The organism is Bacteroides sp. An322 (genome assembly GCF_002161765.1).
Lineage (GTDB): Bacteria > Bacteroidota > Bacteroidia > Bacteroidales > Bacteroidaceae > Phocaeicola > Phocaeicola merdavium.
Genome location: NZ_NFIN01000013.1, coordinates 54,586 through 74,024 on the forward strand (window position 1 = coordinate 54,586; position 19,439 = coordinate 74,024).

Consider the following 19,439-nt stretch of genomic DNA (forward strand, 5'->3'; position numbering starts at 1 on the left):
GTTTTAGGTTTCCGCCTCAAATATAGCGAAAGCGGCGGACATTTGAAAGAAATTTTCTATCTTTGCACTCCAATTTTAAATTCTTGGATATGAAGTCAGATATAGAAATAGCTCGTAGTACGGAGCTGATGAAAATTAAGCAGATAGCCCAGAATTATGGGATTCCGACCGACCAAGTGCATCATTATGGAAGCTATATGGCAAAAGTCTCGGAAGCATTGATTGATGAAGAGAAGGTGAAGCAAAGCAACCTGATATTGGTGACCGCTATCACCCCGACCAAAGCCGGTATCGGAAAAACCACCGTATCTATCGGGCTTGCCTTGGGGCTGAACCGCATCGGGCGGAAAGCTTTTTGTGCCTTGCGCGAGCCTTCGCTCGGACCGTGTTTCGGAATGAAGGGCGGGGCAGCCGGAGGAGGATACGCTCAGGTGCTCCCGATGGAGAAAATCAACCTGCATTTCACGGGAGATTTCCACGCCATTACTTCGGCGCATAACATGATTGCCGCTTTGCTCGATAATTATATGTATCAGAATCAAGACAATGGTTTTGCGATGAAGGAAGTGCTGTGGAACCGTGTACTGGACGTGAACGACCGCGGCTTGCGGTATATCGTGACCGGATTGGGAGGCAAGACCAACGGCATCACTCGCGAATCGAGTTTCGACATCACACCCGCTTCGGAGATTATGGCAATCCTTTGCCTGGCGAAAGACGAGGCAGACCTCCGTCGGCGCATCGAGAATATCCTGTTAGGTTTTACCGTGGATAACAAACCGTTTACGGTGAAAGACTTGGGCGTGGCTGGTGCAATTACGGTCTTGCTGAAAGACGCTATTGCGCCCAATTTGGTGCAGACCACCGAACATACGCCTGCGATTGTACATGGCGGTCCTTTCGCCAACATTGCCCACGGATGCAATTCGGTCTTGGCTACGAAACTTGCCATGACGTTCGGCGAATACGTCATTACCGAAGCCGGATTCGGCGCCGACTTGGGTGCAGAGAAGTTCTACGACATCAAGTGCCGCAAGGCGGGACTTCAGCCTAAGCTGACCGTGATTGTAGCCACGGCACAGGGCTTGAAAATGCACGGCGGTGTAAGTCTCGATAAAATCAAAGAACCGAACATGGAAGGCTTGCAGAAGGGTTTCGCCAACCTCGATAAGCACATCGAAAACCTGCGCTCGTTCGGGCAGACGGTGGTTGTGGCGTTCAACCGCTATGCGAACGATACCGAAGAGGAAATCGCCTTGGTGCGCCACCATTGTGAAGAATCAGGTGTAGGCTTTGCCGTAAACAATGCTTTTGTCGAAGGAGGTGCCGGAGCCGTTGAATTGGCACAATTGGTGGTAGACACTGTCGAGCAGCATCCTTCGCAACCCTTGCATTTCGCATACGAAGATACCGATAGCATCGAGGAGAAGATTTCGAAGGTGGCTTGCAATTTATATGGAGCAAGCGAAGTGACATACAGCATCACGGCACGGAAGAAAATCAAAATGGCGGAAGCGTTGGGCTACGAAAAGTTCCCGATTTGCATCGCCAAGACCCAATATTCGTTCTCGACCGACCCGAAACAGTATGGCGTAGCAAAGGATTTCGAATTCCACGTGCGCGACATTGTGCTGAATGCCGGTGCGGAAATGCTGGTGGTCATCGCGGGCGAAATAATGCGTATGCCGGGCTTGCCCAAAGAGCCCCAAGCGTTGCACATCGACATCGTAAACGGGGAGATAGAAGGATTATCGTAAATAATAGCAGAAATGAAAAAACGAAGAGGATACATCATTGCGGCTGTAGTCGTTGCCGTGTTTTTGGGCGTTGTCGGAGTAAGGCACTATATGAATTACCTGGCACAGCCCTTGGACGAAGTGGAAGTGACCGACTCTGCCGAAGTAGACAACATCGTGCGCAAGTACGGAATACCTGTCTCGGACTATCAAATCCAGTACGGGATAGTAGAGCCGGGGCAGAACCTTTCCGTCATCCTCCGCAAGCACGGCTTGTCGCTGACCGAGGTGCATCAGCTGACGGAAAAGTCGGAAGGCGTGTTCGACGTGCGCAAGATAAAGGACGGACAGGCGTATGCGGTCTTCTCTACGAAAGACAGCATCCCGCAAAAAGAATACTTCGTCTACGAGGAAAGCCCTAAGTCGTACATCGTCTTCGATTTGCGCAACGGTTTTCAAGTGACCCGCAGCGAGAATCCCGTGACGTGGGAACGTAAAACGGTAGGCGGACGGGTGGAATCCTCGCTATGGGTGGCGATGCAGCAATGCGGCACGAATCCCCAACTGGCGCTCGACCTCTCGAACATCTTCGGGTGGAGCATCGACTTCTTCGGCTTGCAGAAAGAAGACGAGTTCCGCGTGTGGTACGAGCAGGAAACGGTAGAAGGGAAAGCCTTGCAGAACTTCCACATCTTAGCGGCTTCGTTCGCGCACGAAGACAGCGTCTACTATGCTATTCCCTTCGTGCAGGACGGCGAAGAACTCTATTACAATGCCGACGGGAACAGCTTGGAAGGCGAATTCCTGAAAGCCCCGCTCGATTACTACCGCATCTCGTCGCGCTTCTCCAACAGCCGTTTTCATCCCGTCCTTCGCCGCTATCGGGCACACCACGGCGTGGACTACGCCGCCCCCAAAGGCACGCCCGTCTATGCCATCGGGAAAGGCAAGGTAATCGCCAAGGCATACCAAGCCGGAGGGGCGGGTAATTACCTGAAAATCCGTCACAACAGCCGTTACACCACCACCTATATGCACCTTTCGGGCTTCGCCAAAGGCATCAAGGTCGGCTCGGAAGTGAAGCAGAAAGAAGTCATCGGCTACGTGGGCAGCACCGGCCTTTCCACCGGTCCCCACCTCGATTTCCGCGTCTACGACAACGGCACGCCCGTCAATCCGCTCACCATTAAGTCGCAGCCCAAGAAGCCGATAAGCGAAGCCAACCGCCCGCAATTCGCCGTCGTCCGCGACTCCCTCCTCCGGGTGCTCGGAGCGATTGAAGTGAAGGCGGATACCGTGGATAATAGATAATTCAACCTTCATTCGCCCCCTCGAACGGCACTTTTCCGGTTGCGGAAGCCCAATTCGAGGGGTCGAATTGCATTTTTGCCGCGAAAAAAGTCCGATTTCGGACAAATAATCTTATCTCTCGGGCAAATAAACCCAAATTTTGATTCTATGAGCACTATCCTAAGCACGCCTCCGCTATCTCCTGCATGTCGTTGATGAGCTTGCAGGTGTGGTATCCGTCGGCTACGGCGTGGCTGACGAATACGGAAACGGGTATCTGTATCCGCCCGTCCGCCTCGAAGTATTTCCCGAACTTGATGAGGGGGAAAAGGAGTTTGCTCTCAGTGTACGTGTCTTGCGCGAAGGCGGTGTAGCTCAGCCACGGCAGGCACGACACGGGGCAGAAGTTGGCGGGTTGTCCGGGGCGTGCCTTGATGACGCCCGTCACGTTCCGGTACGCCTCGATGTCCGCTACAATGGTCTGATAGAACGTGTCGAAATCTTCGCTGTATTCGCTCCAGATGTCGGTGAACGTCTTGGTCTCCGGGTGGAAAAGCGTGTAGGAGGGCACTACCTCGTCCCAGTATCCTAATCGCCCGTCCTCGTCGAAGCTCATCCGGAATTCCTTGTTGCGGTTGACGGCTTTCATGATGACGTAGAGCATCACCGGAAAGAAGCGGAGCCCTTTTGCCTTCTGTGCCGCCACTAAGCGGGTGATGTCCAGATTGGCGTTCAGGTTGTATTTGCATTTGATTTGGTTGTAATAATAATCGAAGTAAACGCTTCGTTCCCACGTGGATTTGTCTATGATATGGAATTGGCTGTTCATGTTTTTCTCGCTTTTTTGTTTGCGAAGATACAGGGAAAATGGGAGAATGGCAAAGAATAAAAGAGGTAAGTAAGGTTGTAACTCAAAAATTGAGGAATTGCTCCAGCTGCTTGGAAATGGCTTCGAAATCCTGATTCAAATCCAATGTCTTAACCATTATCCGGTTGTTTCCGAAGATTGCGGACAAGTCGGGTGCCATATCTTCCTCTGTTTTTGCATACAGAAGCAGACCGCATACATTGCCCGTATGATGCGCATCATAGTTTTTTACATAGGTGAATATTTGATACAGATTATTTGAATGAATACTTGGCTTGCTGAAATGATATTGCATGGCTTTGCCATAATATTTCGTGTCGATAATTAGTGTCCGTTCGCCTTTATGCAGCACAATATCACTTTTCATAATCGGCAGGTATTCAACCATGCAAGATTCATTGTCGTTAATATCCCAGTATATCCGATCCGGATTGGCAGACAATTCTTTATGATGCGTGCGGTAATATTCAAGGACAAAACGTTCAAACAAACGGTTCAAATGCTCATCCGAAAAGGTTGTCATCCGATATTTGCCGCTCTCTGTAGTCATCAACATTCCGTCAATGATAAAATAGCAAACATTCATCAACATCCGATATGCCTGATTGTTCCGTTGATAAGTCAAGTTTTCCCAACGGATAGCACGTATATCTATTTCTTCCACCTCCGAAAAGAAGGGCATCACCTGCCGTAATTGTGCTTTTCGAGAGCTGGAAAGATTGATGTCGCGCAACAAAACAGATATAGTTGTTTTCAATATCTGATTTAAGGGATTATTTTCCGACAAATCATCATATTCACAACTCAACCTGTTTTGGCAACGCATCCGATTCGTGATTGTCCCTTTTATATCCAACCGCCCTTTCAGAACCGAAAGATTTTCCTGCCGCTCCACGTATTTACGATGCAAGCCACGTTTCAGTTGTGCCGAAACTCCTTTGTATAAGATTTCGGCAAACAGGTCTTGGATGTGGTCGAATTCCTCTTTTGCGATATGCTCATAATTGTTCTTTTTCAATTCCGAAAAGGCGTATGACAGCATATAATAGATGTTGCGTATCAATATAGTCTTATCCTTAGTCATGGAATATCCCGTTCAGTTTGTCCGACCATCTTTTCACTTCTTGTTTATTGTCAAACCAATATTCCTGCAACATAGGAATAATGTCATAATTCACAACAGCCTTCAGCCATTGGTCTGATATTGGATTTTTCGTGCAAAGATAACTATGCCCTATTTCAAAACCTGCACCTAAAGAATCGTCTGCCTCTATCTGTTTATTCAATTCTTTGATTAATTCCACCAAAACGTCGAAACGGTCATTTTTCTTTTCTTTCTGATAAGCTTTGAATCCTTCCGTATCAAATCCTGGGCGCATTTCGAAAAAACTGAATCTCCTGCGCAATGCATAATCTATTAATGCCAAACTTCGGTCTGCGGTGTTCATCATACCGATTATATATAGGTTCCGAGGGACTGAAAACTTTTCGTCTTTGTATGCCAACGTGAGTTTTTCTCCACGATAATCCTTTTCAATAAGCATCAATAGTTCTCCAAATATTTTTGACAGATTACCACGATTGATTTCATCAATAATGAAAAAGTAATCTTTATCTGGATGATTGGAAGCATTTTGGCAAAACTTATAAAACAAGCCCTTTTGCAATTCGAACGTTTCCCCCATTGGCTTATAGCCCATCACAAAATCTTCATAAGAATAATTTTAGTGGAACTGGATAAAAGCAATACGGCTCTCGTCTTTTTCTTCCATCATTGCCCATGCTAACCTACGGGCACAAAATGTCTTTCCTACTCCCGGCGCTCCTTGAAGAATAACGTTTTGTTTGGTTCTAACCAAATGCCGAAGCATATCGAAATCTGCCTTATTTAGATATACTTCGCGTAAGAAATCTTCTTCTGTGTATTTTTCAAACGAACTATCAGGCAATGGATTATCGTTTATTGGTTTTTCTATTATCTGTTTAGGCATTTGAGTAAAATTTGAAAAATTTCCTACAAAATAGACTAAGTCTATTACGGTTGTCCTTAACTTCTCATCTTGATAACAATCTTCTGAAAGCTTATCTGTTAAAAGGTTACGTATATCAGAATCTTTTTGAAGAATAATTGCTACTTCATCATATAACTTAAATATTTCTACAATGCTTTTGGCATCGATACCTCTTTTAGGAACAAATGCTGCATCCAGCTTTTTTGCAAACTCCCTTGCACAAGAGTACTTATAAATATAATACTTATCAGGATAGCGCAACCAAAGATAAGTTGTAATGGCATTAAAATTCTGATAATGCTGTTTCCCTTTATTCCATTTCTTCACCAATTCATCCGCACTATGTTTAAACGAATCCATTCTGTATGCAAGATCTTTTGTCTCATCATATAAAATTTGAAACATCTTACGAACTTTATCTGAATCAATTTCACAAAATCTCTCCAACATCTTTTTGGGGAAATTATTCATTGAAATTAACAAATTCCCCGTTTTACCCAATGCTTGTACTAACATTCCTTTAAAGTCGTCTGCTTCTATGTCCCAATGAAGTTGGAAATGTCTTACAGCTTTCCATTTATAAATTTCATCAGAATAATGGTCTGCAAAGTACTGTTTATACGAATCAATTATCGCAGTAAGATTATCAAAATTTATATTCACCATATCTTTTTTATTTTTACTGATTTTTCAAATCTTGCTTTACATCACCCCTATCAGTTCGACATCGAATATCAGTGTGGAACCTGCAGGGATGCCAGGCTGGGAAAGTCTGCCATATCCTTGTTCGGCAGGGATGAATATTTCCCATCGGTCACCCACGCGCATCTGCTGTAAGGCAATAATCCAACCTTCTATCAGGTCAGACAAACGGATGGCGAGCGGTACACCTCCACGGCTGGTATCAAACTGTTTGCCATCGATAGTACATCCCGTATAATGCACAGTAACAATGCTTCGCAATGACGGACTTTTACCTGTTGAGTCTCCTGACGATATCACTTTGTAAAAAATGCCTTTTGGCAAAGGTAATACACCTTCTTCTTTCGATTTTTTTGCCAGCCAATCCTTATTGGCTTGTATGTATGCTTTCTTATCCATAAAGATTTTTATATGAAAAAATATACTTCAAACCTTCTTTGAGAACGAATACGGCTTCATCAGTCAACACATACGGCTTCGTCAACCAACACATACGGTTTCGTCAGCCAACACATACGGCTTCATCAATGAACCTAATTATCCATACTTCTTCCAACAATATTTCGTTCTCAAAAATCTTATTTTTGCGAAGATACGGGGAAAATGGGAGAATGGCAAAGAAATCCGCGGCGAATGCAGGCAGGGGATTGGAAGATTATTGCTATCTTCGCAGAAGTATATTCAAAAGCATTATTTACACAATGGAACAGAAAACGACTCATCAGTTGACTACCTCGCGTTTGATTCTCCGCCCTTGGCGGGAATCGGATGCGGAAGCCTTGTACAAATACGCCAAAGACCCTGCCATTGGTCCCGTTGCGGGTTGGCCTCCTCATACTTCGGTAGCGGACAGTTTGGAAATAATCCGCACGGTGTTTGCCGCTCCCGAAACGTATGCGGTGGTATTAAAAGCGACGGACGAGCCGGTAGGTAGCGTAGGTATCATGTTCGGAGACGGTTTGCACAGTGCTGAAATGCGACCGGGCGAGGCGGAGATAGGCTATTGGATAGGTGTGCCTTATTGGGGGCAAGGACTGATACCCGAAGCCGTGCGTTGCTTGCTGAAAAGGTGTTTTGAGGATTTGGGAATAACTGCCGTTTGGTGCGGGTATTATGACGGCAACGTGAAATCCCGGCGTGTGATGGAGAAATGCGGTTTCCGTTTTCATCATACGGAAGAAGGCAAGACTTCTCCGCTTGGCGATGTTCGCACGGAACATTTCATGCGGATGACGAAGGGGGAATGGGAGGCAAATCAAGTATGGATTCAGCCCGTTATAAGCGATAAGAAATGTTATCTGCCTCTTTTGCTACTTGGGGATGAACAGGAATCCATGATTGACAGATATTTGGAGCGAGGCAAAATGTTCGTCATGCAGAATCAAGCAGCAACACCCATAGCCATAGCTGTGGTTACTGATGAGGGGAACGGCGTATTGGAATTGAAAAACTTGGCAGTTCATCCTCTCTTTCAACGGAAAGGGTATGGGCGAAGAATGATTGCGTACATACGCGAACACTATAAAGACCAGTTTCATACGTTGCTTGCGGGTACGGGCGACAGCGGGCAAACCTTCTCTTTCTACAAGAGCTGCGGCTTCATGTATTCGCATACTGTAGCCAACTTTTTCTTAAAGAATTATGACCATCCAATTATGGAAGATGGTAAGGTGCTGAAAGATATGATTTATTTTAAGCGTAAGATATAAAAGGTATATGGTAACAAATTTGGATATACGTCGGTTGGCAGCACAAGACATCCCGGAAATGCGGAAATTGTTCCGTGCCACCGTTCTTACTGTCAATTCCAAGGACTATACGAAAGAGGAAGTCGAGGATTGGGCTTCGTGCGGAGACAGCGTAGAGCATTGGAAAGAACTGTTTGCAAAGAACAATTATATCGGTGCACTTGACGGACAAGGCAATATTATCGGCTTTTCCTCCATGAACACAGACGGCTATCTGCACTCCATGTTTGTCCACAAGGACTGGCAAGGAAAGGGTGTGGCAACCTTGCTGCTTTCGGAAGTGGAAAAAATGGCTCGTAGATACGAGGTACACAAAATAAACGTTGAAGTAAGCATCACCGCACGACCTTTCTTTGAGAAGCGTGGCTACAAGGTGGTGAAGGAACAGAAGGCGAGAGCCAATCGGCTTTGGCTGACAAACTATGTAATGGAGAAGGCTATATGAACATCTTGAAATCCCTCATAATATGGCTTTGCTTTATCCCCGTGGCCATCCTCAATGGAGGGTTGCGGGAATATGTATTAGTGGAAGCTATCGGAGAGGAATGGGCTTTGCCTATGAGCGGGATTATATTAAGCGTGTGTATTTTCCTGATAACTTGGCTGCTATTGCCTCGAATGATAAAAGCCTTTACCTCCAAAGATGGCTGGTTGATTGGGATAAGCTGGGCATTGTTGACGATTGCTTTTGAATTTGCCGCAGGACTGGCGGGAGGCAGTACCGTTTCGGAACTTTTAGCCGCTTATAATCCGTTGTCCGGCAATTTGTGGTTGTTGGTTCTGGCGACTACGCTGTTGTCTCCAATTATAGTAAAAACACATACATAACACAATCAAATAATATGGAATTATCAGATTGGTTCAAAGGTTTTGAAAAAGGAATTGCCAAACTTACAGCGGAGCAAAGGGAGCAATTCTTTTCGGAATGCGGAAAGCATTGTGTACAGTGCGGCACGCTTCAGATTTATAAAGACTTGTATGAACAGGCGGCTGGAGACTTTGACCAGTTTTTCGCCAAAGCCAATGAATTGCCGGGAGTAAGATGCGAAACGATAGAGAAAGGTTCTGTTTATAACCTGTATTTTCTGGAATGCACCTGTGAGCTTCATAAACAAGGTTATGTTTCAACACCTCTGCTCTGTGAATGCTCTAAGCAGAGCATCCTTTATGTTTTGCATTCGTTGTGGAAGAATCGAAAATTTAACGTGGCTATCTGTAGCTCGATATTACGCGGAAATCCTGAGTGCAAGATGCGCATAGAAACCGAAGAAATCTTAAAACGAGCGATAGAATGAAAGAAGTAAATCCAAAAGAAACGACCCGTGCCTACGCATTTGAAATGTGGATGAATGCGCCCATGCCTATGCTTACCTTTTTCAAGACGGTAGATGTAACTCGTCTTCTTCGCATCAGCAAACGGACAGGGTTGAAGTTCAATATGCTGATGTGCTGGTGTGTCGGAAAAGCGGCAAGCAACATCAAAGAGTTCTATATGCTGCCTGTCGGCAAGAAGTTGATGCAATATGAAAATCTTGCCGTTTGCACCATTGTAGCCAATCGGGAGGGTGAAGTCAGTTCTTGCGATGTCCCTTTTTCCGATAATTTGCAGCAGTTCAATGCCGATTATTTAAGATTGACGAAGCAAGTTGCCGAAAGCTGCCAGAACCATGATTTGACGGATAGCATGGTGATTGGTACGTCTGCCCTTGCACAATATGAGATAGACGGGGCAGTAGGCATGTATAGCGGTGTGTTCAATAATCCGTTTCTGATTTGGGGCAAATACAAACGGCATTGGTGGAAACATACATTGACTGTCTCTTTTCAGTTCCACCATACACAGATGGACGGCGCACATGCTTCCCGTTTTTTAGAAAATCTGCAAAAGGAAATTCGGGACCTTCATGTATAAAGCCATACACATCATCCGTGATGAATGTTCTGCTTTTCATTCCGTTTCTTTTTGTATTTCCCCGTTGATACGTTTCCGTACGATGGAATATGCTTTTTGAAACAAGGCTGATTGTTCCATGGTGTTCAGCATTTCCTTAAACCTGCACATCGGTATGGTGAATGTCAGTTCGTTCTTGGGAACTAACGGACGCGCCGAAGGATCGAGCATACCGATGAAGCAACGGCGGCCTCCTGCTGCATTTTCTTTTGTAGTAAAAGTCACGATGCTGCAACAGCCTGAAGCAAACCGGGTGCAGACGGCATCATTGTCGTTATTGTCGTAAAATGCCCACGAACACAAACCGGAAAGCACATCGGGCGTGGCGAAGAAGAGAATGCCTTCCATTTCTTCCAAGCTTTCCAACTGGTCAATGCGTATAAAGTTGAGGTAAGGCTTTTTCGTAAGCCGAATATCCAACCGGTTGATGTATGCTTTTACTTGTTCTTGGTTTTGCTTGTAGTGCTCCACTTCCGAGACGAATACCGGCACACGGTCGGGCATAGGTGCAAAAGCCGTGTAAAGGCTGCCTCCGCCGCATAGCACATTGTCTGCTGAAAGTGTTAAGGGTTTTCCGTTGCAGACTTTGCGTATCGCGCCTATCATACAACGTGGTATTTTTTTCACTTCTTCGGCTGCCTTATGGTGATAGCCGAAGGCAATGGGAAGGGGCGTGTTCTTGCCAAATGCTTCTTGATATTTGCAGATGAATTCTTGTATGTTCATGTGTTTTGCTGTTATCGTGAAAACAAATATACAAATTTCTTCTTAAAGTTCAACGCAAAATGAAGCAAAAAAGCTCCGACCCATGGCGGCGTCGGAGCTTTTTTATATGGCGATAAACGAATTAATGTTTCTTGTTCATTTTGTTCATCCGCTCTTCACGTTCTTTCTGAAGACGTTCCTGCTCTTTTTGCAGAGCTTCCAATTTTGCCATTAAGCCTGTGGGCTTACGCGAAGACGGGGCTTTCTTGTTGGCTTCCAGTTGTGCTAACAACTTCTTTTCGTCGGTCATGCGGCGCATAATCCACAGGGTAAGGATACCGATCAGACCAGAGATAAAGTAGTAGTAACTCAGTCCCGAAGCGTATTCGTTGAAGATGAAGAAAAACATCACGGGCATGATGTACATCATCCATTTCATGGCTGCCATTTGCGGGTTGTTGCCCATATCCTGTTGCTTCATCATCACAATCTGGTTGATGACCGTTGTCGCACTAAAGAGCAAGCAGAACAAGCTGAGGTGATTGCCCAATAGCGGGATGCTGGTGCTCCAGTGGATGAGATCATCGTATGCCGAAAGGTCGTCAGCCCAAAGGAAACTTTGCTGACGAAGCTCGATAGCGTTCGGCACGAAGAAGAACAACGCCATAAAGACAGGAGTTTGAATCAGCATTGGCAAACAGCCTCCCATGGGACTTACACCATACTGGCTGTAGAGCGACATCGTTTCCTGCTGTTTCTTCAGCGCATCTTCTTGCTTGGGATATTTCTCGTTGATTTTGTCTACGTAAGGTTTCAGTGCACGCATCTTAGCAGACGAAATGAACGATTTCCATGTGGTGGGGAGTACTAAAATCTTCACGATGATAGTCATCAGCAAAATGACGATACCCATGCTCAATCCCATGTTCGAAAGCCAGTCAAAAAGGTTGATAGTGAACCAGCGGTTGATGAGCCGGATGATAGGCCAGCCCAAGTAGACGAGGTCCTCCAGTTCCTGGTCTTTGTCTTCGAAGCTCAGTTTATTGCTGGCAAGCAGGGTCTTGAAGTGGTTTGGTCCGAAATAGAATTGGAAATGGCTGGGCTGTGCTCCTGTAGGGTCGAATGCAGTCTGCATATCGGCGTGGTAGCGTTTCATGTAGCCGCTTTCCTTTTGCTCCATTTTCGAGTCGAGTGTAGCGTTTTCGAAATTCTTCTCTGCCATAAAGACGCACGAGAAGTACTGGTTTTTGAAGGCTACCCAGTCGAGGGCTTCGGGGATAGTTTCGCGTTCGTCTTTCGTCTCGCTCAGGTAGTCGAAACTTTCGCCTGTCGGCTTATAGGTGAGCGAAGTATAGCGCTGCTCGAAGTTGTATCCTTTTTCCATCTGGCGGGCACGCTGGTTCCAGTCGATGGTCATCGTCTTGACCGAGGGCGGGAAGAAGTTCTGCAATCCGCTTGCCTGTACGGTGAAGTCAAGCATATACGAGTCGGGCAACAGGCGGTAGATGAAGTCCAGATGACCTCCGTTCTGTGCATTCAGGCGCATAGTTACGGTGCTGTCGGTCACATTAACCGGCTCGAAATAAAGGTCGCTGCTCAGAATGTTTTCGGTTTTTCCTTCGAATCCGAGGTTGAGCGAAGCGTCTTCACTGTCGAACAATACTAACGGCTGTTTCTGCTGGTCGTTGTATTCTTTCAGCATCGCCTTGCTTACCCGTCCGCCTTTGTTCGAGAAAGTGAGTTGCACCACGTTGTTCTCCAGTACGGTAAATTCTTCGGTTCCTTGTGTATGTGCGAAGAATTGCGAGGTGGAGTCTACGCGGAGAGTCTGCACGGCTTCAGCTTCTTGTGCTTTCCGCACTTGTTCCTGTTGCTGTATGACAGTCTCGATAGAGTCTTGATAGTGCTGCGCACGTTCCATTTCTTCCTGGCTGGGACGGCTGTAGATGCTGAAGCCCACGATGACCGCTCCAATCAGGACAAATCCCACTAACGTGTTTTTATCCATTTGCTTTTAAGTTTTTGAGTTTATATATTCACCACAGATTACACAGATTTCATTAATTAATAGTTAACAGAACAAAAGCGAAAATAGATGTAGTTATTATTCACTATTAATTATTCATTGAATCTGTGTAATCTGTGGTGAGAAAATTACTTGTTAATCGCCGCCTTGATGAACGACAAGAACAGCGGATGCGGCTTCAGCACGGTACTGCTGTATTCCGGGTGGAATTGCGTACCGATGAACCAGCGCAAGGTCGGGATTTCTACAATTTCCACCAAGTCTGATTCGGGATTGATGCCCACACATTTCATGCCTGCCTTTTCAAATTCGGCTTTGTAGTCGTTGTTGAACTCATAGCGGTGGCGGTGGCGTTCCTGAATGTGTTCGGTGCCGTATGCTTGGTAAACTTTCGAATTCGGATCAAGCACACATTCGTAGGCACCCAAACGCATTGTTCCACCCATGTTGGTAATGGACTTCTGTTCTTCCATAATATCGATGACATTGTGTGGGGTCTTCTCGTCCATTTCGCGGCTATTGGCATCGGCATATCCCAATACGTTGCGTGCAAATTCGATAGCCATACATTGCATACCCAAGCAGATACCGAAGGTCGGCACATCGTGGGTACGGCAATACTTAACAGCTACAAATTTCCCTTCAATACCTCGCTGGCCGAATCCCGGACAGATAATGACACCGTCCATATCCTTCAGCATTTCTTCCACGTTGCCTTCGTTCAGCTTTTCGCTATTGATAAAGTGGATGTCTGCCTTGCGGTCGTTGTAAGTAGCAGACTGTGAAAGGGCTTCAAGGATAGACTTGTAAGCATCTTGCAGGTCGTATTTGCCCACCAAGCCGATGCGTACTTTCTCGGTAGCATGATGACGGCGTTCCAAAAATTCGCGCCACGGACCCAATGTAGGTGTTTCACCGATAGGAAGTCCCATTTTCTTCAGAATCGTCACATCAAGCCCTTGCTCTTGCATACGAAGAGGAACTTCGTAAATAGTCGGCATATCAATGGATTGCACCACGGCGGTTTCATCAACGTTGCAGAACAGCGCAACTTTCTTTTTCAGGTTCATGCTTAATTCGTGTTCTGCACGCAATACCAGAATATCAGGCTGGATACCTACCGACTGCAGTTCTTTTACAGAATGCTGGGTAGGCTTGGTCTTCAGTTCACCTGCCGCTGCCAAATAAGGCACGTAAGTGAGGTGTACGCATACAGCGTTCCGTCCCAATTCCCATTTCAGCTGGCGGATGCTTTCCAAATAGGGGAGTGATTCGATATCGCCCACCGTTCCTCCGATTTCGGTAATGACGAAATCGAACTTATACTTGTTGCCCAGCAACTTGATGTTGCGCTTGATTTCATCGGTGATGTGGGGAACAATCTGAATAGTCTTGCCCAGATAGTCGCCACGGCGTTCTTTGTCGATTACACTCTTGTAGATGCGTCCTGTCGTGATGTTGTTCGCTTTGGTCGTCTGTATGCCCAAGAAGCGTTCATAATGTCCCAAGTCGAGGTCGGCTTCGTGTCCGTCTACAGTTACATAACACTCTCCGTGCTCGTAGGGGTTCAGCGTTCCGGGGTCGATGTTGATGTAGGGGTCAAACTTCTGAATAGTTACGCTGTAGCCTCTGGCTTGCAGCAACTTACCGATAGATGATGAGATAATGCCTTTGCCCAAGGAAGAGGCAACACCACCTGTTACGAAAATGTACTTAGTTTCTGCCACAATATGTTCGTTTTAATGTTTTTGATTTAGCACTTCTATTTCAAAGTGGCAAAATTACAAAAAAATACCGAATCTAGCACTATCAAAGCGAAATTATCCTATAATTCCTTCAATGATTTGGATATTTTGCCGTATGAATGAAAAAAATTGTATTTTTGCAGAAACTTAATTAGATGATTCAAAAGAAGAGATGAAAACGATAGGTATTCTTACGTTGTTATTATTAATAGGTGTAAAGGGATTTGCACAGACAAGTGCAGATTCAGTAAAAATAGACAGTGTATATGTTACCGAAGAAATAAAAAATGATTCGGTATTGGTTCCGGTATCTGATTCGTTAGTGAACCTTGCAATTTCTACGAAAAATACCCTTGCCCCTGTTATTTCTAAACCGGTTGTCAATCCGGTCAATACAAAAGTGATAAACCGCTTTATGGACTTCCTTGCTCAATATCGTAAGGAAAGGCAGATAATGTCCGACCGTTGGAATGATATTTTTATACCGCATGCTCCGTCATGGATTCGTTCCAATCCTGATTATTACAAACTTTCTATGCCTGCTACGTATTATTCTGCGGCGATCGAGCAAGCCATGTCCATTGAGGATTGGGAACCGAAGAATCCTTATATCGCTAAAAATCCAGTCTGCGATTCAGTCTTTCAAGTACCTCACCTGACTTATACAGAAGATGTAGACCGTGCGATAAATAAACAACTTTTGAGCTTTTATGTGCAATATCCCAATTTGGTGAGGAAAAATGAGAATGATTTGGCAGGGTTGGAACCGTTATCAGATAAAATGGTAATACGGAGACCCCGGAAAAATAAAGTTCTGCCGTTACTTACTCCGGAAAGGAAACGTCCGATGAACGAGAAAGACCTCTTGGTAATTAAGCCGAACTTTTGGACGATTTCAGGAAACGGCTATATGCAGTTTTCGCAAAATTACATTTCGGATAACTGGTATAAAGGTGGTGAAAGTACGGTTTCGCTTTTGTCGGGTATGACATGGCAATTCAATTATGATGATAAGCAAAAAATTCAGTTTGAGAATAAAATCGAATGGAAATTGGGATTCATCACAGCACCTTCCGATACGGTGCACCAATATAAAACGAGCGAAGATATGTTACGCCTCAGTACTAAATTGGGATATAAAGCATTCCATAATTGGTATTATACTTTGTCTGGTGAATTTAAAACCCAGTTCTTTTCAAAATATGATACGAACTCGGACAACCTGGTTTCAGGATTGCTTTCGCCAGCCGAATTGAATATCGGTCTTGGTATGGATTATAAATACGTAAAGGATGGAGTATGCAATCTGTCTGTACTGATAAATCCTTTTAACTATTCACGGTATAGCGTAGCAAGCGATAGGGTAGACCCGACTAAGTTTAATATTGAAGCCGGACATAAAGTGGAAAACCAATGGGGTTCCCGACTGGAAACAACGTTAAAATGGAATATCATCACTAACTTGTTGTGGGAATCGCGTTTATCATATACTACAAATTATGAGAAAGTATTAGCTGAATGGGAAAATACATTTACTTTTGCCTTCAACAAATATTTCTCTACAAAATTATTCGTACATGCCCGTTTCGATGACTCTGTAACGCTTGAGCCGGACGACCATAGCTATTTCCAGCTTCAGGAATTGCTGAGCTTAGGATTTAATTATTCATGGTAAATCTTTAAAAGACTACAGGCTATAATGAACCATAAACCTAAAAACTCAAAAAACTTATAAACTCAAATATGATTTCATTTGTTCAGGTCCTTGATTTCATCGGGACATTCGCTTTTGCCATCAGTGGCATCCGTTTGGCTTCGGCTAAACGATTCGATTGGTTTGGCGCATACATTGTAGGATTGGCTACGGCTATTGGTGGAGGAACGTTGCGTGATGTAATGCTGAATGTGACTCCGGTATGGATGACCGACCCGATTTATTTGATATGTACGGCGTTTGCCATGTTTTTCGTTATTATATTCGGCAAATACCTGATTCATCTGAATAATACGTTCTTCTTCTTTGACAGTATCGGTCTTGCCTTGTTTACCGTAGTAGGTTTTGATAAGACGATAGCTTTAGGTTTCCCGTTTTGGGTAGCGATTATCATGGGAAGCATTACGGGTGCGGCAGGCGGTGTTATCCGCGATGTATTCATCAACGAAATTCCGTTGATTTTCCGTAAAGAGATTTATGCAATGGCATGTGTGATTGGCGGACTTTTCTATTGGATATGCCTTCAGATAGGATTAGAAGCCTATATTTCGCAGATTATCGGTTTCGTTACTGTGTTGCTGGTCCGTATTCTAGCCGTGAAATATCAGATTACCTTGCCCATACTGAAAGGAGATCCTGCTAACGAAAAATGAGCAAAGAAAAAGAGGCTGTCTCAAAACGGTAATTGAGTATCAAAAAGTAATGTCATCCTGAGCAAAGCGAAGGATATCGTGTGCATCAGCTTGTGTTTTCGAGATTCTTCACGATGTTCAGAATGACAAAATGAAAACCTATTTTTATTTTGAGACAGCCTCCTTCTTTAATTCCTTAATTTATTGCAATGTTCCGGCTTCAGCTTGTTGAATCATTTGCTGGCTGGCATACATATACACTTCTACACGACGGTTTTCCTGACGTCCGGCTTCGGTGCTGTTATCAGCTACCGGATTGCTTTCGCCCAAACCTTCTACAGTCTTGATTTGCGAAGTCGTTGTTCCACATGCACGTAAATAATTGGATACGCTTTGTGCACGCGATTGAGATAATTCCAAATTCTTCTGTACGCTTTGTTCTGCTGTACTGTTTTTCCAGCCTGTATTATCGGTATATCCGTAAATAGCCACATCCATATCCGGATTCTGAATCAAGACATTGTTAGCGAATTTACTTAAAGCTGATTTGGCAGATGTGCTTAAATCAGAACTGCTGGTTTGGAATAAAATGCCAGAATCAAATGTCACTTTTACGGCTTGCAATCCGTTATTATCTGTTACCTGTTCCACTTCAGCACCTTCAATTGCAGCAGCTTGTTCAGCAGCCTTATCCATTTTTCTGCCAATCAATACACCGGCTCCCGTACCTACGGCTGCACCTACAGCTGCGCCAATTGCAGCGCCTTTTCCATGTCCGGCAATACCTCCGATAAGTGCACCTAACGCTGCACCACTGCCACCGCCAATCATACCGCCTTTAGCAGTGTTGTTCAAACTTCCGCATCCGCTAAGTATCAAGCATCCGCTTAATAGAATAGCCATACAATTAGTCTTTTTCATACCATTATGTTTTTATGTTGTTAATAAATATAAGAGGATGCCTCAAAATGAAAGTAAATTGTTATTTTGAGACAACCTCGTTCGTGTATCAATTAATAGGCGAAGAGCGGATAGTTCTTCATCGTGTCGTTTACACGGGCACGTACCGATGCTATCACTTCTTCGTTCTCTACATTCGACAATACCGTTTCTATCATTTCGGCAATTTCGTACATCAAGTCTTCTTTTGCTCCACGGGTTGTAATAGCAGGAGTTCCCAAGCGGATACCCGAAGTCTGGAATGCCGAACGAGTATCAAACGGCACCATGTTCTTATTTACCGTAATATCGGCAGCTACCAATGCTTTTTCTGCTACCTTACCGGTGAGGTCAGGATATTTGGTACGCAGGTCTACCAGCATCGAGTGGTTGTCTGTGCCTCCCGATACGATAGAGAAACCGCGGTCTATCAAGGCTTGAGCTAATACTGCTGCATTTTTCTTTACTTGCATAGCATAGTCTTTCCATTCCGGTTGCAGAATTTCGCCGAATGCAACGGCTTTGGCTGCAATGACATGTTCCAACGGACCGCCCTGAATGCCGGGGAATACAGCCGAATCTAATAATTGCGACATCATCTTGATTTCACCTTTCGGCGTTTTCTTGCCCCAAGGGTTAGGGAAGTCTTTTCCCATCAGGATGATACCTCCACGCGGACCACGCAAGGTCTTGTGAGTGGTAGAGGTCACAATGTGAGCATATTTCAACGGATTATCCAGCAATCCAGCTGCAATCAGTCCGGCAGGATGAGCCATATCGACCATAAAGATAGCGCCGACTTTATCTGCAATTTCACGCATCCGCTTATAATCCCATTCACGTGAATAAGCCGAACCGCCGCCGATAATCATCTTCGGATGTTCACGAAGAGCGATTTCCTCCATTTGGTCGTAATCTACACGTCCGGTTTCTTTGTTCAGATTGTATTCGCACGGTGTATAAATGATACCTGAAGTATTTACGGCAGAACCGTGAGACAAGTGTCCTCCATGTGCCAAGTTCAAGCCCATGAACTTATCTCCCGGATTCAATACAGCGAGGAATACGGCTGCATTGGCTTGCGCTCCAGAGTGGGGTTGTACGTTTGCCCATTCAGCACCGAATATTTTCTTTATCCGGTCAATGGCAATTTGTTCGCTTTGGTCTACCACCTCACATCCGCCGTAATAGCGTTTGCCAGGATAACCTTCTGCATATTTGTTGGTCAGGCATGACCCCATTGCCTGCATTACCTCGTCGCTTACGAAGTTTTCGGAAGCAATCAGTTCAATGCCTTTCAACTGACGTTGATGTTCTTTTTCGATAATGTCGAAAATTAAATCGTCTCTTTTCATATTTGTATTGTTTTTA

18 protein-coding genes and 2 pseudogenes are annotated in these 19,439 nt (G+C 44.9%); 10 read left to right on the forward strand and 10 right to left on the reverse strand.

The window, feature by feature from the left end:
* The first annotated feature begins 89 nt into the window (after nt 1-89).
* Nucleotides 90-1,757 (forward strand): formate--tetrahydrofolate ligase, encoded by a 1,668-nt coding sequence (locus B5F91_RS08525; protein ID WP_087428668.1) that lies wholly within the window; start codon nt 90-92, stop codon nt 1,755-1,757.
* A gap of 12 nt (nt 1,758-1,769) precedes the next feature.
* Nucleotides 1,770-3,047, forward strand: a complete 1,278-nt coding sequence (locus B5F91_RS08530; protein ID WP_087428669.1) for a peptidoglycan DD-metalloendopeptidase family protein — start codon at nt 1,770-1,772, stop codon at nt 3,045-3,047.
* Nucleotides 3,048-3,201: 154 nt separating this feature from the next.
* Here B5F91_RS08530 and B5F91_RS08535 read toward each other — a convergent pair whose 3' ends face one another.
* From B5F91_RS08535 to B5F91_RS08550, 5 genes and pseudogenes are all read right to left on the reverse strand, one after another.
* Entirely contained in the window at nt 3,202-3,855 is a 654-nt protein-coding gene (locus B5F91_RS08535) for a CatA-like O-acetyltransferase (protein WP_087428670.1), read from the reverse strand.
* A gap of 82 nt (nt 3,856-3,937) precedes the next feature.
* Nucleotides 3,938-4,978: a 5-methylcytosine-specific restriction endonuclease system specificity protein McrC gene (gene mcrC / locus B5F91_RS08540; protein WP_087428671.1), complete on the reverse strand. Its 1,041-nt coding sequence runs from the start codon at nt 4,976-4,978 to the stop codon at nt 3,938-3,940.
* Nucleotides 4,971-5,603 (reverse strand): annotated as a pseudogene (locus B5F91_RS15390) (AAA family ATPase); the annotation flags it as partial. The gene mcrC and the pseudogene B5F91_RS15390, both read right to left, overlap by 8 nt.
* 15 nt (nt 5,604-5,618) lie before the next feature.
* On the reverse strand, nt 5,619-6,572 hold the full coding sequence (locus B5F91_RS15395; RefSeq protein ID WP_239416386.1) for a hypothetical protein: 954 nt from the start codon (nt 6,570-6,572) through the stop codon (nt 5,619-5,621).
* Nucleotides 6,573-6,608: 36 nt separating this feature from the next.
* The gene (locus B5F91_RS08550) at nt 6,609-7,007 is read right to left on the reverse strand and encodes an FKBP-type peptidyl-prolyl cis-trans isomerase (protein ID WP_087428672.1); all 399 of its coding nucleotides are present in this window, start codon (nt 7,005-7,007) and stop codon (nt 6,609-6,611) included.
* 302 nt (nt 7,008-7,309) lie between these two features.
* On the opposite strand from B5F91_RS08550, the pseudogene B5F91_RS15300 reads away from it, so the two are divergent.
* The 6 genes and pseudogenes from B5F91_RS15300 to B5F91_RS08575 all read left to right on the forward strand — a co-directional run.
* A pseudogene (locus B5F91_RS15300) lies at nt 7,310-7,858 on the forward strand (GNAT family N-acetyltransferase); the annotation flags it as partial.
* A 123-nt stretch (nt 7,859-7,981) separates the two neighbouring features.
* Complete coding sequence (locus B5F91_RS15305; RefSeq protein ID WP_239416387.1) at nt 7,982-8,317, forward strand: GNAT family N-acetyltransferase; 336 nt, start codon at nt 7,982-7,984, stop codon at nt 8,315-8,317.
* Between the two features lie 7 nt (nt 8,318-8,324).
* Nucleotides 8,325-8,801, forward strand: a complete 477-nt coding sequence (locus tag B5F91_RS08560; protein WP_087428673.1) for a GNAT family N-acetyltransferase — start codon at nt 8,325-8,327, stop codon at nt 8,799-8,801.
* Complete coding sequence (locus B5F91_RS08565; RefSeq protein ID WP_087428674.1) at nt 8,798-9,184, forward strand: hypothetical protein; 387 nt, start codon at nt 8,798-8,800, stop codon at nt 9,182-9,184. The genes B5F91_RS08560 and B5F91_RS08565 overlap by 4 nt, the downstream gene beginning before the upstream one ends.
* Nucleotides 9,185-9,198: 14 nt before the next feature.
* A complete protein-coding gene (locus B5F91_RS08570; RefSeq protein WP_087428675.1) occupies nt 9,199-9,651 on the forward strand; it encodes a hypothetical protein in 453 nt (150 codons plus the stop codon).
* A complete protein-coding gene (locus B5F91_RS08575) occupies nt 9,648-10,268 on the forward strand; it encodes a CatA-like O-acetyltransferase, family 2 (RefSeq protein WP_087428676.1) in 621 nt (206 codons plus the stop codon). Before B5F91_RS08570 ends, B5F91_RS08575 begins: the two co-directional genes overlap by 4 nt.
* Nucleotides 10,269-10,304: 36 nt before the next feature.
* On the opposite strand, the gene B5F91_RS08580 is transcribed toward B5F91_RS08575, so the two are convergent.
* The 3 genes from B5F91_RS08580 to B5F91_RS08590 all read right to left on the reverse strand — a co-directional run bounded on the left by B5F91_RS08580 (nt 10,305) and on the right by B5F91_RS08590 (nt 14,765).
* Complete coding sequence (locus B5F91_RS08580) at nt 10,305-11,033, reverse strand: DUF169 domain-containing protein (RefSeq protein ID WP_087428677.1); 729 nt, start codon at nt 11,031-11,033, stop codon at nt 10,305-10,307.
* Between the two features lie 121 nt (nt 11,034-11,154).
* Nucleotides 11,155-13,020, reverse strand: a complete 1,866-nt coding sequence (yidC, locus tag B5F91_RS08585) for a membrane protein insertase YidC (protein WP_087428678.1) — start codon at nt 13,018-13,020, stop codon at nt 11,155-11,157.
* A gap of 146 nt (nt 13,021-13,166) precedes the next feature.
* On the reverse strand, nt 13,167-14,765 hold the full coding sequence (locus B5F91_RS08590; RefSeq protein WP_087428679.1) for a CTP synthase: 1,599 nt from the start codon (nt 14,763-14,765) through the stop codon (nt 13,167-13,169).
* A gap of 190 nt (nt 14,766-14,955) precedes the next feature.
* Between B5F91_RS08590 and B5F91_RS08595 the strand changes: the two genes are divergently transcribed.
* Nucleotides 14,956-16,458 (forward strand): DUF3078 domain-containing protein, encoded by a 1,503-nt coding sequence (locus B5F91_RS08595; protein ID WP_087428680.1) that lies wholly within the window; start codon nt 14,956-14,958, stop codon nt 16,456-16,458.
* Between the two features lie 68 nt (nt 16,459-16,526).
* A complete protein-coding gene (locus B5F91_RS08600) occupies nt 16,527-17,150 on the forward strand; it encodes a trimeric intracellular cation channel family protein (RefSeq protein WP_087428681.1) in 624 nt (207 codons plus the stop codon).
* 180 nt (nt 17,151-17,330) lie between these two features.
* Here the strand turns inward: B5F91_RS08600 and B5F91_RS08605 are convergent, their stop codons facing one another.
* Together B5F91_RS08605 and glyA are read right to left on the reverse strand one after the other, a co-directional pair.
* Nucleotides 17,331-18,050 carry an OmpA family protein gene (locus tag B5F91_RS08605; protein WP_087428682.1) on the reverse strand — a complete coding sequence of 240 codons (720 nt, stop codon included), beginning with the start codon at nt 18,048-18,050 and terminating at the stop codon, nt 17,331-17,333.
* 92 nt (nt 18,051-18,142) lie between these two features.
* Nucleotides 18,143-19,423: a serine hydroxymethyltransferase gene (gene glyA, locus B5F91_RS08610; protein ID WP_087428683.1), complete on the reverse strand. Its 1,281-nt coding sequence runs from the start codon at nt 19,421-19,423 to the stop codon at nt 18,143-18,145.
* Nucleotides 19,424-19,439: the final 16 nt, after the last annotated feature.

Excerpts from the sequence above, each read along its gene's own strand:
- B5F91_RS15395 (WP_239416386.1), bottom strand. The coding sequence starts at position 6,572 with ATGGTGAATATAAATTTTGATAATCTTACTGCGATAATTGATTCGTAT.
- mcrC (WP_087428671.1), bottom strand. The coding sequence starts at position 4,978 with ATGACTAAGGATAAGACTATATTGATACGCAACATCTATTATATGCTG.
- B5F91_RS08535 (WP_087428670.1), bottom strand. The coding sequence starts at position 3,855 with ATGAACAGCCAATTCCATATCATAGACAAATCCACGTGGGAACGAAGC.
- B5F91_RS08595 (WP_087428680.1), top strand. The coding sequence starts at position 14,956 with ATGAAAACGATAGGTATTCTTACGTTGTTATTATTAATAGGTGTAAAG.
- B5F91_RS08575 (WP_087428676.1), top strand. The coding sequence starts at position 9,648 with ATGAAAGAAGTAAATCCAAAAGAAACGACCCGTGCCTACGCATTTGAA.
- B5F91_RS08600 (WP_087428681.1), top strand. The coding sequence starts at position 16,527 with ATGATTTCATTTGTTCAGGTCCTTGATTTCATCGGGACATTCGCTTTT.
- B5F91_RS08550 (WP_087428672.1), bottom strand. The coding sequence starts at position 7,007 with ATGGATAAGAAAGCATACATACAAGCCAATAAGGATTGGCTGGCAAAA.
- B5F91_RS08530 (WP_087428669.1), top strand. The coding sequence starts at position 1,770 with ATGAAAAAACGAAGAGGATACATCATTGCGGCTGTAGTCGTTGCCGTG.
- B5F91_RS08560 (WP_087428673.1), top strand. The coding sequence starts at position 8,325 with ATGGTAACAAATTTGGATATACGTCGGTTGGCAGCACAAGACATCCCG.
- B5F91_RS15305 (WP_239416387.1), top strand. The coding sequence starts at position 7,982 with ATGCAGAATCAAGCAGCAACACCCATAGCCATAGCTGTGGTTACTGAT.
- B5F91_RS08605 (WP_087428682.1), bottom strand. The coding sequence starts at position 18,050 with ATGAAAAAGACTAATTGTATGGCTATTCTATTAAGCGGATGCTTGATA.
- B5F91_RS08565 (WP_087428674.1), top strand. The coding sequence starts at position 8,798 with ATGAACATCTTGAAATCCCTCATAATATGGCTTTGCTTTATCCCCGTG.
- yidC (WP_087428678.1), bottom strand. The coding sequence starts at position 13,020 with ATGGATAAAAACACGTTAGTGGGATTTGTCCTGATTGGAGCGGTCATC.
- B5F91_RS08580 (WP_087428677.1), bottom strand. The coding sequence starts at position 11,033 with ATGAACATACAAGAATTCATCTGCAAATATCAAGAAGCATTTGGCAAG.
- B5F91_RS08525 (WP_087428668.1), top strand. The coding sequence starts at position 90 with ATGAAGTCAGATATAGAAATAGCTCGTAGTACGGAGCTGATGAAAATT.
- B5F91_RS08570 (WP_087428675.1), top strand. The coding sequence starts at position 9,199 with ATGGAATTATCAGATTGGTTCAAAGGTTTTGAAAAAGGAATTGCCAAA.
- glyA (WP_087428683.1), bottom strand. The coding sequence starts at position 19,423 with ATGAAAAGAGACGATTTAATTTTCGACATTATCGAAAAAGAACATCAA.